The following is a 13,677-nucleotide window of genomic DNA, read 5'->3' on the forward strand; positions in this document are numbered from 1 at the left end:
CGCAGCTCATTTGCACGGGTCGGTTGGCGCGGCTATTGGTCGCGCATTTTTTTTGCGCAACTCGCTCACCTGCGACTTACGTCACACAACACCTCGGTTTAGACTGCGCCGTTGCCGTGGAACTGACTCATCCATCAGCTTTTTGGTGGATGTGGGTACATGGGGTTCGGGCATCCTCCGTTCGTCATTCGCCCAGAGGCTCGCATGACCGCTTCAGCTCATTGTGTGGAAGTCCTGATTGCCGAGGCGGATCCCTGGACGTCCAACCTGTTGCAGCAACTGGTGCTCGACGTGTGTGGCGATGCCCGTGTGCTACAGGTCAGCGATGGTCAGGCGGCTCTGGCGCGCTGCAAGCGGCGCTTGCCCGATCTGGTGATCGCCGATGGCGAGCTGCCGGGGCTCGATGGCCTGGAGCTGCTGCGCCAGTTGCGCCGTCACCCGCGTACACCGGCGCTGCCGTTCGTACTCATCAGCGGTCGCCTGGATGCCAGCAGCGTGCGCGCCGCGCGGCCGCTGGCACCCAGTGCCTATCTGGCCAAGCCCTTCAATGCCGAGAGTCTGCGTCAGCGCCTGCGCACATTGTTGCCCGCGCCTGCGGCCGCGGTGGCGGTGCGTCAGCCGCTGTTGCTCAGTGAGCTGCGTGACTATCTCGATACGGTGCGCGAAGAGGGGCAGGGCGCGCCGCTGCTCAGCGATGTACGCAATGCCGTGAGCCAGGGGCTGCAGGCCGGCGAGCAGGACCTGGGCGAGCTGGAGGCGGTATTCGGCAGCGACCCGCAGATCACCGCGCTGCTGATCGCTGCCGCCAGCACCGCCGCGCAGCATCAGGGTGTGCCTTGTCATACCCTGACCCAGGCGCTGCAGCGCCTGGGTGTGGCGCGCACGCTGAATCTTGTGCTGGGCTTGGCGCTGCAGCGTAATGCCCAGCTGCGTGACCTACGCCTGGCAGAATTGGCTGCGCATACCTGGCAGCAGGCGCGACGCAGCGCCGAGCTGGCGCGCTGGCTGGCGCTCGAACTGAAGCTGGACGCGGAGCTCTGCTATACCGCTGGTCTGCTGCACAATTTGGGCGAACTGTCCCTGCTGCGCAGCCTGCAGGACTGGCAGGAAGCGGGTGGTGAACTGAGCAACGAGCAGATCGACGATGCGATGCTGCGCCGCTCGGCGAGCTTCGGTTCGGCCCTGCGTATCCGCTGGCGATTGCCGTTCGGCCTGCGAGAGCTGATCGCAGCGCTCTATGGCCTGGGCAGCGGCGTGTTCTCGCGTGAGGCGCTGGTGCTCAACCTCACCGGTCTGTTGCTGGCCCTGCCGAACAACGAGCTGCCAGCCAGCCTGGTCGAAGCGCGCTGCGTGCGCATGTTGCGCCTGGACCCGGCGCTGCTCGAGCGCGTACCGGTGGCGCTCTATCAGGCTTCCTGAGTGTCGTGGCGACGCGCGTCGTCGGCCAGTTTCCGCAAGGGCTGCGGGCGGCCAACGAAGTAGCCTTGGGCATAGTCGATGCCCAGGCGGCGCAGGCAGTCCAGACTGGCCTGGGTCTCGACGAATTCGGCGACGGTGAGCAGGCCCAGTTGCCCGGCGATCTGGCGCATCGAGCCGACCATGGCCTGGTTGATCGGGTCGTTCTCGATACCGCTGATAAAGCTGCCGTCGATCTTGAGGATGTCCAGCGGCAGGTGACGCAGATAAGCGTAGGAGGCGAAGCCGCTGCCAAAATCGTCCAGGGCGACTTTCAGCCCCTTGCTGCGTAGTTCCTCGATCCACTGGGCGGAGACGCCCAGCTCACCCAAGGCGACCATTTCCGTCACTTCGATGCAGAACTTTCCGGGCGGTAGACCCTGGTGCTGCAGCTCATTCTGCAGCAAACGGTGGAAGTCGGAATCGAGCAGAGAGTTGGCGCTGAGGTTGACGTTGACCTGAGCCAGCTGCGCCAGGTGCCGTGGGTTGGCGGCCAGCCAGGCGCATAGATGCTGGACGACCCAGCGGTCGATGGCGCCGAGAAAGTCATAACGCGCCGCTGCATCGAGAAATTGCGCCGGGCTGATCCACTCGCCACTCTGCGGATCGCGGTAGCGCAGCAGGACTTCGTAGTGCAGGCCGGCAGTGGCACTCTGCAGCGCTTGTACCGGTTGGTAGAACAGCTCGAAATGACCGCGTTCGCAGGCTTCACGCAGGCGGGTTATCCACTGCAACTGGCGTTGATGTTCGAGCAGCGCGCCATCTTCCGGGTTGAACTGGCACACGCGATTGCGGCCCTGGTGCTTGGCCAACTGGCTGGCGCTGCTGGCCCAGGTCAGTGCGGTCTCCCAGTCGCGTACGCCAGAGCCGAGGGCGAGCAGGCCGATGCTGGTGTGGAGACGAAAGGGGCGCCCCTGCCAGGTGAAGACGAACTGTTCGACCGCCCGGCGCAAGGCCTCGGCCTGCTTGAGGGCGGCCTCGTCATCGACTTCGCGCAGCAGCACGGCGAACTCGTCACCGCCGACGCGGGCCAGCTCGGCATGGCGCGGCAACTGGTGCGCGAGCTGGGTTGCCAGTTGCCTGAGCAACTGGTCACCGGCGGAGTGGCCACAGAGGTCGTTGACCTGCTTGAAGCGGTCCAGGCTCAGGTGCAGCAGATGGCTGAAGCGGCGCTTGGTGTTGCCGCCCAGAGTTTCCGAGAGCAGCCTTTCCAGTTCGCGGCGGTTGAGCAGACCGGTCAGCGCGTCATGCGCGGCCAGCTGTTGCAGGCGCTCCTCGAGCGCGCGGCGTTCGCTGAGATCGACCACGATGCCTTCGATGCGGTCTCGCTGAGGGCGCAGATGCAACGACAGGTAGACCCACAGTGGACGCTGTTTCAGGTCGTACAACTGGCATTCGCAGGCGACCGTGCCGGCCTCGGTGTCGAGTTGCTGCAGCAGCTCGCGCCACTGGGTTTCACCGAGCAGTCGCTGTAGCGGCAATCCGACCAACTGCACGGCCGGTGTATCGCTGCCGAGCAGGCGTGCCAGGCTTGGGTTGGCTTCCAGCAGCCTGCCGTCGTGGTCACAGCGGAAGATGCCCTCGCCGCTGTGGCGAAACAGCGCCTGGTACTGCTCCAGGTTGTCGATGGCCTGCGCCTGGCTGCTCAGCAGCACGCGGCGCACGCGCTCCAGCTGCTTGTCGAGCAGGGCGCCGAACAGCAGCATGCTCAGTGCCGGCAGGTAGGCGTAAAGCGCATAGAAACCGGCGGGCAGCGGAATCAGTCCGGCGCGGCTCAGCGGCACCAGCAACATCAGCACCAGTGCGGCGCTCCAGCACAGCATGTATCCGGGGGCGTAGGGGCGGCGCTGGTAGACGCCGAGGATCATCAGCAGCAACTGATACAGCCCGGTGGCCAGCGTCAGCAGGTTGAGGGTCTGGTAGGCGTGGGGATGGTCGACGAAGACGCCGCCGATGCTGACCAGCAGGGTGGCCGCGAACAGGGCATCGCGCAGCCAGCGCAGACGTCCAAGTTTCAGGCCCAGGGCGCTGGCGATGAACAGCGAGCTGAAGATCATCATCCCGGCGGTGGGTAGATTGATCAGCAATTTGGGCAGCAGCGTCCACTGCGGCCAGAGCAGGCCGGCAATGTTGTACAGGCTGGTGTTGTATAGCGCCACGCACAACGAGGTGAGGCTGAAGTAGGCCAGTTGCGCTTCGCGCAGGGTGCTGAACTTGACCAGATAGAACAGTGCCAGGGCGAGCAGGGCGCCGATCAGCAGGCCGCTCTGTAGCCAGCTGTAAGCGATCAGTTGTTGGCCTTGTGCGGCGCCGACCACCTGCAACGGCAGGTTGATCGCCGAATGACTCTGCACGCGCAGCAGCAGGCTGTGCGGGCCATCGTCCAGGCGTGGCAGGTTGAGCAGAAACTGTGGATAGGGCTCGCCACGTTCGGCGAATGGACGTTTTGCGCCGCTGTACAGTGGCCCGAGCGACTGCTCGCCATCGAACAGCCAGACCTCCAGATCATCGAGGAAGGTCTGGCCGATGATCAGTTGCAGGCGTTCGGCTGGCGGTGTCTGCAATTGCACGGCGAGCCACCAGGCGCTGCGTGTATAGCCGATGCGGGCGGTACCCTGAACCTGGCGGCCCTCTTGCGTGATGCGCTGCAATACCTCGCTGGCGCTCAGTTGGCCGCTCGGATCTTCCAACAGCAGGCTGTGCTCGATGCTCACCGGCGCGGCCAGATCGGCAGCGCTGAGCTTGAGCAGCGGCAGCGCACTGGCCGCCCAGGCCGGCACGACGCAGGCCAGGCAAAGCAGCAATATCAGTGAGCGAAGCGGTCGAAGCATCCTGGGCGCCTCATGGCAACTACGAGGGCGCCGAAGTCCGGTGGACGCTGTCGGGTCTGAGGAGCGGTCGGGCGCAGGGCAATTCTAGCCGACTACTGGCGCGATGATTGCGCTGCGAGTCTCATCCGTCGGGTCGCGCGACGACGAATGGCTGCGCCCCCTTCAGCCATGCTCAGGCAGTCTGCGCGCGCTCCTCGCCCGTCTTTTGACGGCGCGTCCAGCGATTTGCCCGGGCGAAGGTACCGAAGTCGTTGAAGCGAACGCCCATCTCGCGCATCACCCGGTGGGCGAAAGGCACGGTCAGTTGGCGGATATAGAACGGCTCCTTGACCACGAAATGGTGGATCGCATGACTGCTGCCGAAGTTGAAGCAGAACGCCTGCAGCGGCCACAGCCACCAGGGGTTTAGCACCTGGGTCTGCTGGATCACGTTGCCTGGTTCGACGTCACCGTAGTAGTGCATGTTGGAGCTGACGAAGTGCAGACAGAAGGTACGCAGCACGTTGGGCCCGACCAGCACCACCACGGCGACGTTCACCACCTCCATCACGTTCAGGGTGCCGGCCGACCAGGCGATCGGAGCACCGAGCGCAGCACCGGCCCAATCCAGCAGATGGAAACCGAGGAACAGGTACCAGGTCGCCCAGTTGAGCAGTCCCAGCGGCGCGTAGACCTTCAGCGTGCGGGTAAGGATCAGCCTGCGGTGCTCGGGATTCTTCGCCCGCAGCCAGCGAATCAACGAACTCATCATGTTGTCGCCGACCATCAGCAGGCGCGCGATGCCCCAGGGCTCGCCGTTGGTGATGGCGCGCTCTTCCATGTCGGCTTCGCTACCGGACACCTTGTGATGATTGAGATGCAGATGGCGGCGTACCCAGGGGTTGATGGTGCTCGGCCGCGCCAGCCAGACCAGCGCCAGCATCAGGTTGTGCGGCAGCGGCCGCTTGCGGAAGTACATCGAGTGGATCAGGTCGTGCTCCAGCTCGTGAGTCAGCGAGGCGAAGAAGGCATTGAGCAGCAGGCACGCCCACCAGGCCAGGTAGCCGCCGATGTACAACGCCGCCGAGCCGAGCATGCCGAGCAGTGCGAAAGCGAGAATACCGGCGCCGAGCGCGTCCTGATGTCGCAGGATCGGGTAGCGTTGGCGCAGGGCGTTGCCGTGAGCCATCACCTGTTCACGGATATAAGCGGCGCGTTGCTGGTCATTAAGGCTTGCGGGAGAGGGCGACATGCCGACATCCTCTTGTTATGGGGTTGTGACTTCACTGTGCTGTGACGGTCGTCAGAGCGCCCGACCGTGCACGCCAACCTGCCTACCGGATACGCCAATCTGCATGACCGCCGAACCCACCACCCTGGCCAGCTGGACCCGCGCCCTGCGCAAGCAGCTCGATGCCCTCGGCCTGGACAGCGCTGCGCTGTGCCGCGAGGCGGGGCTCGCCCCGGCAGTGCTCGACGACCCCAACGCGCGCTGCCCGCTGTCGGTCACCACGCGCCTGTGGCAGCTGGCGGTGGCCGCCAGTGGTGACCCGGCGCTGGGGCTGAAGACCTCTCAGTTCGTCAGCCCGACCACCTTCCACGCCCTGGGTTATGCACTGATCGCCAGCAGCAGCCTGCGCGAGATGTTCGAGCGCATCGTGCGTTACCACCGGGTGGTCAGCGATGCGCTGCAGCTGGAGTTGCGCGAGCTGGAAGACGTCTACGAATTTCGTTTTCGCGTACCGCCAGGCAGCCCAGCGCCCGCGCCCGAGGCGCTGGACGCCTTTGCCGCGATCTACGTGCGCAGCTGTCGCAATCGCCTGAACCGGGAGTTCTCGCCGCTGCTGGTGCAATTGCAGCGCCCGCAGCCAACCGACCCGGCCCCCTGGCAGGCGGTATTTCGCGCACCACTGCAGTTCGATGCCGAGGAAAGCCTGCTGCGCTTTCCCCGCGCCGCGTTCGAACAACGGCTGGACGACGGCAATCCGGAGCTGGCCGAACACAACGAGACGGTGCTCAGACGCAACCTGGAGCAACTTCAGGCAGCCAGTTGCAGCGAGCGGGTGCGCAGTTGCCTGGAGGCTCAACTGCCTGATGGCGAGCCCTCCGCCGAGCGTATCGCCCAGGCTCTGCACCTGAGCCTGCGCAGCCTGCAGCGCCACCTGGCTGAAGAGGGCACCAGCTACGAGGCGCTGCTCGGCGAGACGCGCCACGCCCTGGCGTTGCGGCATATGCGCGACCCGCGCTGTTCGATCAGCGAAATTGCCTATCTGCTCGGCTTCAGCGACAGCAGCAGCTTTGGCCGAGCCTTCAAACGCTGGACCGGTCAGACGCCGAGCCAATACCGCGACGGATTCAACAACGCATGACCCAGTACGATCTGATTCTGGCCGGGGCCGGCCATGCCCACCTTGGCGTGTTGCGCCGCTGGGCGCTGGTGGAGCGTCCGCCAGGCCGCATCGGCTTGCTCAGCCCTGGCCCGGAAGCCTGGTACGCCGGTATGCTGCCGGGGCTGATCAGCGGCCGTTTCAGCCCGGCAGACTGCCGTGTGGAGTTGCAGCCGCTATGCCGAGCGGCCAAGGTCGAGCTGATCGAGGGCGAGATCGCGTCGTTCGATGCCGATGCCCGCATCATGCAACTTGCGGATGGCCGTAGCCTGCAGAGTGAGTGGCTGTCGCTCAACGTCGGTGCCGGCATGGCCATTCCACCGCAGCAGGGCGATGGCATGCAGGTGCTGGCTGCCAGGCCCATCGAACGGATGCTCGAAGGCTGGCAGCAATGGCAGGCCGAGCCACGGCGCATGGCGATTCTCGGTGGTGGGGCCGGTGGTGTGGAACTGGCCCTGGCGCTGGCCGGCAAGGTACCGGCGCTGGCGCTGTTCTGCGGCGGAACCCTGCTCGACGGACTGGGGCCGGGGCTGCGGCTGCGCGCACTGGGGCATCTGCGTCAGCGCGGCGTGCAGGTGCGTGAGCATTGTCCGATCGGCCGTATCGAGGATGACTGGCTGCTCAGTGGTGACGAACCGGTATGGCGCGGACGGCGCCTGCTGCTGGCCAGCGGTGCACGGCCCTGGCCGTGGCTGACGGCGAGCCAACTGGCCAGCGACGCAGCCGGATTCATCGCCATTCGTCCGACCCTGCAGTGCGAGTCCCATGCGCAGATCTTCGCTGTCGGCGACAGCGCCAGCCTCGACGGCATGCGCCGCAGCGGGCGTTTCGCAGTGCGTCAGGCGCCGGTACTCAGCGCCAATCTGCAGGCCGCGCTGCAGGGGCGCCCGCTGCGCCAGTATCGGGCGCAATGGCAGAGCCTGGCCTTGCTCGCCACCGGCGATGGCGGGGCGCTGCTCGGTTGGCACGACTGGAGCGCGGGCGGGCAGTTGTACGGGCATTGCAAGGACTGGCTGGACCGGCGCTTCGTCAAACGCCATCGCATGGTGGGGTAGCAGGCCTGAAAACCTGGGCTACGGCTGCACGGGTGCCGGAGGCCAGAGCCGAGGTTGTTTTTCAACAGCCTGCTAATGCCACTGAGTTAAGTGTCGATACAGCGAGTGTGTAGGCGCTGCGCTGCGCTCCGGTGCGGATTTTCTGCCAAAGGCAGCTATGGAAGCCTTGTTGAGCCTGATTGGGCACTGCCTAAGTTCATGGCAGGTTGCTACCAAAGTTTTATGGTGCTGGCGCTTCCAAGCTGCTCGAATCCCGGTCATCGTGCCCGGCCTGCATACGCTTATTTTTCGTCGGGCCTGTCGTACACGTAGCCTGCTGCCCAGGTTGCGTGGGATATTCAAGGAGAGAACCCGCCGTGACCCCGTCCGCCTACAGCGCCTCGCCGCGCACCAGAACAAGAACTCTGAGGTCGGTCATGCAAGCTGCCTTTGTCCGTTCACCTGTTGCCTGTCTCCTTCACGCCCTGGGGCTGGCTGCATTGATGCTGGTCTACCAGCAGGTGCAGCTACCGTCCTATGTCAGCGTATTGTCTTTCCTGCTGCTGGCGCTGTGGCCCTGGCTGGGACCATGGCAGCGTCGCGACGACAGTTCGCCTGCCGCTCAGCAAGTCGCCGGTACCGACTTCGTCGAGCTCAGCCGCGGGCTATCGCGCCACACCTGCCACAACGCGCTGTCTGCAGCCAAGGTGGCCCATGCGGTGAAGCACCTGGCCGGTCGTCTGCAATCGCAACTGACGGCGGTGCAGCAGGTCAGCCAGGCCGCCGAGGCCATCACCCACACCGAGCAGGACAGCGCCGCTCGTGCCGAGCACACCTTGACCGCAGCCCGGTATGTGCGAGAAGCCAGCGCCAACGGCCAGGCCGAACTCAATCAGGCCATCGCGCGCATGCAGCAGCTCAGCGCGCAGACCCTGGCCAGCCGTGAGTTGATCGATGGCTTGGGCAGTCGCACCGAACAGATCGAGCAGGTCACCCAGGTGATCCAGTCCATCGCCAGCCAGACCAACCTGCTGGCGCTCAACGCGGCCATCGAGGCGGCGCGTGCCGGTGAGATGGGCCGCGGTTTTGCCGTGGTCGCCGACGAGGTGCGCAACCTTGCCGCGCGCACCGCCAGCGCCACCGAGGAAGTCAGCCAGATGGTCGCCGATATCCGCCAGCAGAGCACGGCGGTGGTTACCCATATCCAGCGCCAGAGCGTCGAGCTGGAGCAGGCGGCGCAGCAGATCGAGACGGCCGGCAGCCGCTTGCACGGCATCGCTGACCAGGCCGAGGAGGTCGAGCAGCAGGTGGCGCAGATCAGCGCCGGCACGGCGGACAACCACCAGCGCCTGGCCAGCCTGTCGGCCGCTGCACTGCAATTGCAGGACGACGTGCAAGGCAGCGAAGGGCAGACGCGGCAATTGGCTGATGCTGCCGAGCAACTGGTCGGCCAGGCCGAGACCGTCAGTGAGCAGCTCGCCGAAGTGGGTCTGGATGATTACCACCAGCGTGCCTATGACCTGGCCCGTGAAGGCGCCGCGGCCATCGCAGCGCAGTTCGAGCAGGACCTGCAGGCCGGGCGCATCGGCCTCGACGATCTGTTCGACCGTCGCTACCAACCAATCGCCGGCACCCAGCCGCAGAAGTACCGCACCCGCTTCGATCAGTACGCCGACCAGGTGCTGCCGGCGTTGCAGGAGCCCTTGCTCAAGCGCCATGAAGGGCTGGTGTTCGCCATTTCCACCACCCCGGAAGGCTACGTGCCGACCCATAACGCCGCGTTCAATCACCCGCCCAGCGGTGACCCGGCGGTAGATGCGACGAAGAGCCGTGGCAAGCGCCTGTTCAACGACCGCACCGGCATCCGCTGCGGTAGCCACAGGCAGGCACTGCTGCTACAGACCTACATGCGCGATACCGGCGAGCTGATGCACGACCTGTCGGTGCCGATCATGGTGCAGGGCAAGCATTGGGGCGGTTTGCGTCTGGGCTATCGGCCGGAGCCTTGAGTTGTTTGCGTTCTGGCTGAGCGCCGCTTGAAAGCTGGTGCGCATCGCGCACCCTACGATCTGGCCTGAGCCATGGCTAAGCGTGAGCGGTGGATTGTTTAGTGGGTGCACAACCAAGCGTATGAAAAACCCGATTTAACGCACCTCAAACCCTGTGCGACGCTGCCAAGCCATGATCTCCCTGGCCTGCCAAGTCCATGTTCTGCTGTACCGCGCTCCCGCGCGGCGGCGCTTGTTGGAGCGGCTCAACCCGCTGCTGACGATCATTCTCGCCTTCTGGGCGCTGTGGCATTGCCGTCACGCCCGCCCGCCGGACGTCGTCCCCGCCCGCTGAATACCGATGGCTGCGCCATGCCCGCAGCCGCTGCTATCACCTTGTCTGCCTGTGCAACCTGTTCAAGAATCGAACGGGCCGTGCGGACACCGAGCGCCCAACTGGCGCAAGCGAGCGCAACATGACGACTTTCGCCCCCGTGCAGGAAGCTCAGGACTTCCTGACGAACAATCCCGATATCGAGCTGATCGAGCTGTTCATTCTCGATGCCAATGGCGTGCCGCGCGGCAAGTTGCTACACCGCGAAGAACTGTTGGCGCTGTACCAGAGTGGCCGGCCGCTGCCGAGCACCATGCTCGGCCTGTCCATCCAGGGCGAGGATGTCGAGGACTCCGGCCTGGTCTGGGAGGTGGGCGATATCGATTGCCGCGCCTATCCGCTGCCCGGCAGCCTGGTGCGCCTGCCCTGGCGGCAGATGCCCACCGCTGCCGTGCAGGTGTCGATGCACCCCACCGAAGGCCTGCCGGCCACACCGGCCGATCCGCGCCAGTTGCTGATCCGGGTGATCGAGCAGCTCGAAGCCGAGGGCTATTACCCGGTGATGGCCTGCGAGCTGGAGTTCTACCTGCTCGACCAGAAGCCTGATGCCGAGGGTCGCCCGCAGCCGGCACTGGATGCCGACGGTGGCCGCCCGCGGCAGACCCAGGTCTACGGTCTGCGCGAGCTGGAGCAGATCGAACCCTTCCTGCGCGACCTCTATGCCGCCTGCAAGGCACAGGGCATTCCCGCGCGCACGGCGATTTCCGAATATGCCCCCGGCCAGGTGGAGATCACCCTGGAACATGGCCCGGTGCTGGCAGCGATGGATCAGGCGGTGCGCTACAAGCGGCTGGTCAAGGGCGTGGCGCACCGTCACGGGATGCAGGCCTGTTTCATGGCCAAACCGTTCGACCACCTGGCCGGCACCGGCATGCATATGCACGTCAGTCTGGCCGATGCGCAGGGCAACAACCTGTTCGCCAGCGAGCTTTCTGATATCAGGCAGGGTGCCGGCACACCGCTGCTGCGCCAAGCGGTCGGCGGCATGCTCGCCAGCCTGCTCGACTCGCTGCTGCTGTTCTGCCCCAACGCCAACTCCTACCGACGTTTCCAGGCCAACAGCTATGCGCCGCTGGCGCCGACCTGGGGCGTGGACAACCGCACTGTGAGCCTGCGCGTGCCCGGTGGCCCGGCCCCCACTCGGCATGTGGAACACCGCATTTGCGGTGCTGATGCCAACCCCTATCTGGCGGCGGCGGCGATTCTCGCCGGGATTCACCGTGGCATTGCTGATCGCCTCGATCCTGGCGCACCGGTGGAAGGCAATGGCTATGCCCAGGCCAAGACCCTGTTGCCGACCGAGTGGCTGGCTTCGATCCAGGCGCTGGAGCGCTCCGACTGGGCGCGCGACGCCTTTGGCGCGGACTTTCTCAAGGTCTTTCTCGCGGTCAAGCGTGCCGAGTATCGCCAGTTCATGGGCGAGGTTGGCGAGCAAGATTGGCGCTGGTACCTGAGCAACGCCTGACTGAACAGCATCGCGGCTAAAGCGGAGTGCCGCCCAGCCGTTCCTACGAAGTGTGCACCCCATGTAGGAGCGGCTTTAGCCGCGAATTCTCCGGATTTACTGGTGCGCACGGCGCACCCTACGGCGGAAACCGCCACAAGGATTTTGCAATGAACACAATCAAGCAACCCGTCAAACCCGCCGCCGAGCGCGCGCCTTCCTACTACTCGGCCTCGCTCAATTTCGAGACCGACTACCCGACGCTGCAGGGCAGCGTCACCGTCGACGTGGCCATCATCGGCGGCGGTTTCACCGGCATCGCCACCGCCGTGGAGCTGGCCGAGCGCGGCCTCAAGGTCGCCGTGGTGGAAACCAACAAGGTCGGCTGGGGTGCCAGCGGGCGCAACGGTGGCCAGGTCACCGGCAGCCTGTCCGGCGACGAGGCCATGCGCAAGCAGATGCGCAACACGCTGGGCGATGAAGTGGATGATTTCATCTGGCACCTGCGCTGGCGCGGCCACGAGATCATCAAGAACCGTGTGGCCAAATACGGCATCGACTGCGACCTCAAGCACGGCCATCTGCATACCGCGATGAAAGCCAGCCATATGGACGAGCTCAAGGCGACCTACGACGAGGCGCTGCGCCGCGGCATGGGCGACGATGTCACCCTGCTCGACGCGGCTGGTGTACGTGCCCAGCTAAGCAGCGATCTTTATTGCGGTGCCCTGAAGAACACCCGCAACATGCACCTGCATCCACTCAACCTGTGCATCGGTGAGGCCAAGGCCGCCGAGAGCCTGGGCGCGCTGATCTTCGAACATTCCGAGGTGCTGGATATCGTCCACGGCCCGCGTCCGGCAGTAGTCACCACGGGCGGGCGCATCGAGGCCAAGCAGGTGCTGCTGGCCGGCGACGTCTATCACAAGCTCGAACAGCGCAAGCTCAAGGGCCTGATCTTTCCGGCCATGGGCGGCATCGTCACCACCGCGCCGCTGGGCGACCTGGCGAAGGAAATCAACCCGCAGGACCTGGCGGTGTACGACTGCCGCTTCGTGCTCGACTACTACCGCCTGACCGCCGATGGCCGCCTGCTGTTCGGCGGTGGTTGCAACTATTCCGGGCGTGATTCGCGCGATATCGCCGGCGAGCTGCGCCCGTGCATCGAGAGCACCTTCCCGCAGCTCAAGGGCGTACAGATCGACTACCAGTGGAGCTGCGCAATGGGCATCGTGATGAACCGCATCCCGCAGCTGGGCAAGCTCTCGTCCAATGTCTGGTACTGCCAGGGCTACTCCGGTCATGGCATCGCCACCACCCACATCATGGGCGAGATCATGGCCAAGGCCATCACTGGCGATCTGGAGCAATACGACACCTTTGCCGCCTGCAAGCACATCAAGGTGCCGCTGGGCGACCAGCTCGGCAACCCGATGCTGGCGGCGGGCATGTGGTACTACCAGATGCTGGAAAAGCTGCGCTGAAGCGCAGGGGATGACCTGGGTGGTAGCGATTGGCGGCAGTCGTGCTCCGTTCAGGTCATCGACGTAGAGATGATTGGAGTCATTTCTAAAGCGGCCTGACTCTTACATCAGGTATCTGCAGGCCTCGGGCGTTTGTAAGCCATACCAACAGAGCGCGGCGCGGTATGAACGAAGCCAAACTGCGCGTACAGGTCTTGTGCTGGCCCATCCGCAATAAGGCTCACGTAGCCGCTTTCCGGCACATGGGTTTCGATGAACCGCAGGATTTCGCCCATGATGCGCTTGCCGAGGCCCTTGCCCTGATGCTCCCTGAGAACGGCGATGTCCACGACTTGAAAGAAACAGCCTCCGTCACCGATCACGCGGCCCATTCCCACGGGTTGGGCGCCATGCAGGATTTGCACGGCAAAGAGGCTGTTAGGTAAGCCCCTTGCGGCGGCCTCATCGGTCTTTGCGCTAAGGCCAGAGCCAACTCGAAGCGCTTGATAGACCTGAACGGATGGCGTTTCTAACAGGCAGGAGTAAATGCTCAATGGAATCTCCGAATCAGAGGAATTCTTGTCGCGCCAGTTTGAACCCAATTAGAGAGTGCAGAGGGTTCATTGAGCAAATCGGAGCCCCCCAGTAACGCCTGCTTTTTTCGATCCTGCCAACTGTCGTCAATTCGCATGCCATCTGCTT

Annotated in this window: 10 protein-coding genes; 7 read left to right on the forward strand and 3 right to left on the reverse strand. The window is 64.8% G+C overall.

The annotated features are described in order from the left end of the window. Positions 1–204: 204 nt before the first annotated feature. Positions 205–1,419 carry an HDOD domain-containing protein gene (locus BM186_RS23605; protein WP_074918744.1) on the forward strand — a complete coding sequence of 405 codons (1,215 nt, stop codon included), beginning with the start codon at positions 205–207 and terminating at the stop codon, positions 1,417–1,419. Here the strand turns inward: BM186_RS23605 and BM186_RS23610 are convergent. Further along, positions 1,407–4,286 carry an EAL domain-containing protein gene (locus tag BM186_RS23610; RefSeq protein ID WP_074918746.1) on the reverse strand — a complete coding sequence of 960 codons (2,880 nt, stop codon included), beginning with the start codon at positions 4,284–4,286 and terminating at the stop codon, positions 1,407–1,409. The genes BM186_RS23605 and BM186_RS23610 overlap by 13 nt on opposite strands. A gap of 172 nt (positions 4,287–4,458) precedes the next feature. Next, the gene (locus tag BM186_RS23615; RefSeq protein WP_074918748.1) at positions 4,459–5,517 is read right to left on the reverse strand and encodes a fatty acid desaturase; all 1,059 of its coding nucleotides are present in this window, start codon (positions 5,515–5,517) and stop codon (positions 4,459–4,461) included. Positions 5,518–5,620: 103 nt separating this feature from the next. Between BM186_RS23615 and BM186_RS23620 the strand changes: the two genes are divergently transcribed. The 6 genes from BM186_RS23620 (at position 5,621) to BM186_RS23640 (ending at position 12,996) form a co-directional block, all read left to right on the forward strand. Beyond that, on the forward strand, positions 5,621–6,634 hold the full coding sequence (locus tag BM186_RS23620) for an AraC family transcriptional regulator (RefSeq protein ID WP_074918750.1): 1,014 nt from the start codon (positions 5,621–5,623) through the stop codon (positions 6,632–6,634). After that, the gene (locus BM186_RS23625; protein ID WP_074918752.1) at positions 6,631–7,707 is read left to right on the forward strand and encodes an FAD-dependent oxidoreductase; all 1,077 of its coding nucleotides are present in this window, start codon (positions 6,631–6,633) and stop codon (positions 7,705–7,707) included. Before BM186_RS23620 ends, BM186_RS23625 begins: the two co-directional genes overlap by 4 nt. A gap of 416 nt (positions 7,708–8,123) precedes the next feature. Next, entirely contained in the window at positions 8,124–9,695 is a 1,572-nt protein-coding gene (locus BM186_RS23630) for a methyl-accepting chemotaxis protein (protein ID WP_074918754.1), read from the forward strand. 172 nt (positions 9,696–9,867) lie between these two features. Then, positions 9,868–10,029, forward strand: a complete 162-nt coding sequence (locus BM186_RS26690; protein ID WP_162843957.1) for a hypothetical protein — start codon at positions 9,868–9,870, stop codon at positions 10,027–10,029. 121 nt (positions 10,030–10,150) lie between these two features. Next, on the forward strand, positions 10,151–11,533 hold the full coding sequence (locus tag BM186_RS23635) for a glutamine synthetase family protein (RefSeq protein ID WP_074918756.1): 1,383 nt from the start codon (positions 10,151–10,153) through the stop codon (positions 11,531–11,533). A 149-nt stretch (positions 11,534–11,682) separates the two neighbouring features. Next, positions 11,683–12,996, forward strand: coding sequence for an NAD(P)/FAD-dependent oxidoreductase (locus BM186_RS23640; protein ID WP_074918758.1), 1,314 nt, complete (start codon positions 11,683–11,685; stop codon positions 12,994–12,996). A 107-nt stretch (positions 12,997–13,103) separates the two neighbouring features. Here the strand turns inward: BM186_RS23640 and BM186_RS23645 are convergent, their stop codons facing one another. Then, a complete protein-coding gene (locus tag BM186_RS23645) occupies positions 13,104–13,529 on the reverse strand; it encodes a GNAT family N-acetyltransferase (protein ID WP_074918760.1) in 426 nt (141 codons plus the stop codon). Between the last annotated feature and the right edge of the window lie 148 nt (positions 13,530–13,677).

This window comes from Ectopseudomonas toyotomiensis, from assembly GCF_900115695.1.
Taxonomy (GTDB): domain Bacteria; phylum Pseudomonadota; class Gammaproteobacteria; order Pseudomonadales; family Pseudomonadaceae; genus Aquipseudomonas; species Aquipseudomonas toyotomiensis.

What these genes read in the sequence shown, in the direction of transcription:
- BM186_RS23625 (WP_074918752.1), top strand. Translation starts at nt 6,631, where the DNA reads ATGACCCAGTACGATCTGATTCTGGCCGGGGCCGGCCATGCCCACCTT.
- BM186_RS23615 (WP_074918748.1), bottom strand. Translation starts at nt 5,517, where the DNA reads ATGTCGCCCTCTCCCGCAAGCCTTAATGACCAGCAACGCGCCGCTTAT.
- BM186_RS26690 (WP_162843957.1), top strand. Translation starts at nt 9,868, where the DNA reads ATGATCTCCCTGGCCTGCCAAGTCCATGTTCTGCTGTACCGCGCTCCC.
- BM186_RS23620 (WP_074918750.1), top strand. Translation starts at nt 5,621, where the DNA reads ATGACCGCCGAACCCACCACCCTGGCCAGCTGGACCCGCGCCCTGCGC.
- BM186_RS23635 (WP_074918756.1), top strand. Translation starts at nt 10,151, where the DNA reads ATGACGACTTTCGCCCCCGTGCAGGAAGCTCAGGACTTCCTGACGAAC.
- BM186_RS23605 (WP_074918744.1), top strand. Translation starts at nt 205, where the DNA reads ATGACCGCTTCAGCTCATTGTGTGGAAGTCCTGATTGCCGAGGCGGAT.
- BM186_RS23630 (WP_074918754.1), top strand. Translation starts at nt 8,124, where the DNA reads ATGCAAGCTGCCTTTGTCCGTTCACCTGTTGCCTGTCTCCTTCACGCC.
- BM186_RS23610 (WP_074918746.1), bottom strand. Translation starts at nt 4,286, where the DNA reads ATGCTTCGACCGCTTCGCTCACTGATATTGCTGCTTTGCCTGGCCTGC.
- BM186_RS23640 (WP_074918758.1), top strand. Translation starts at nt 11,683, where the DNA reads ATGAACACAATCAAGCAACCCGTCAAACCCGCCGCCGAGCGCGCGCCT.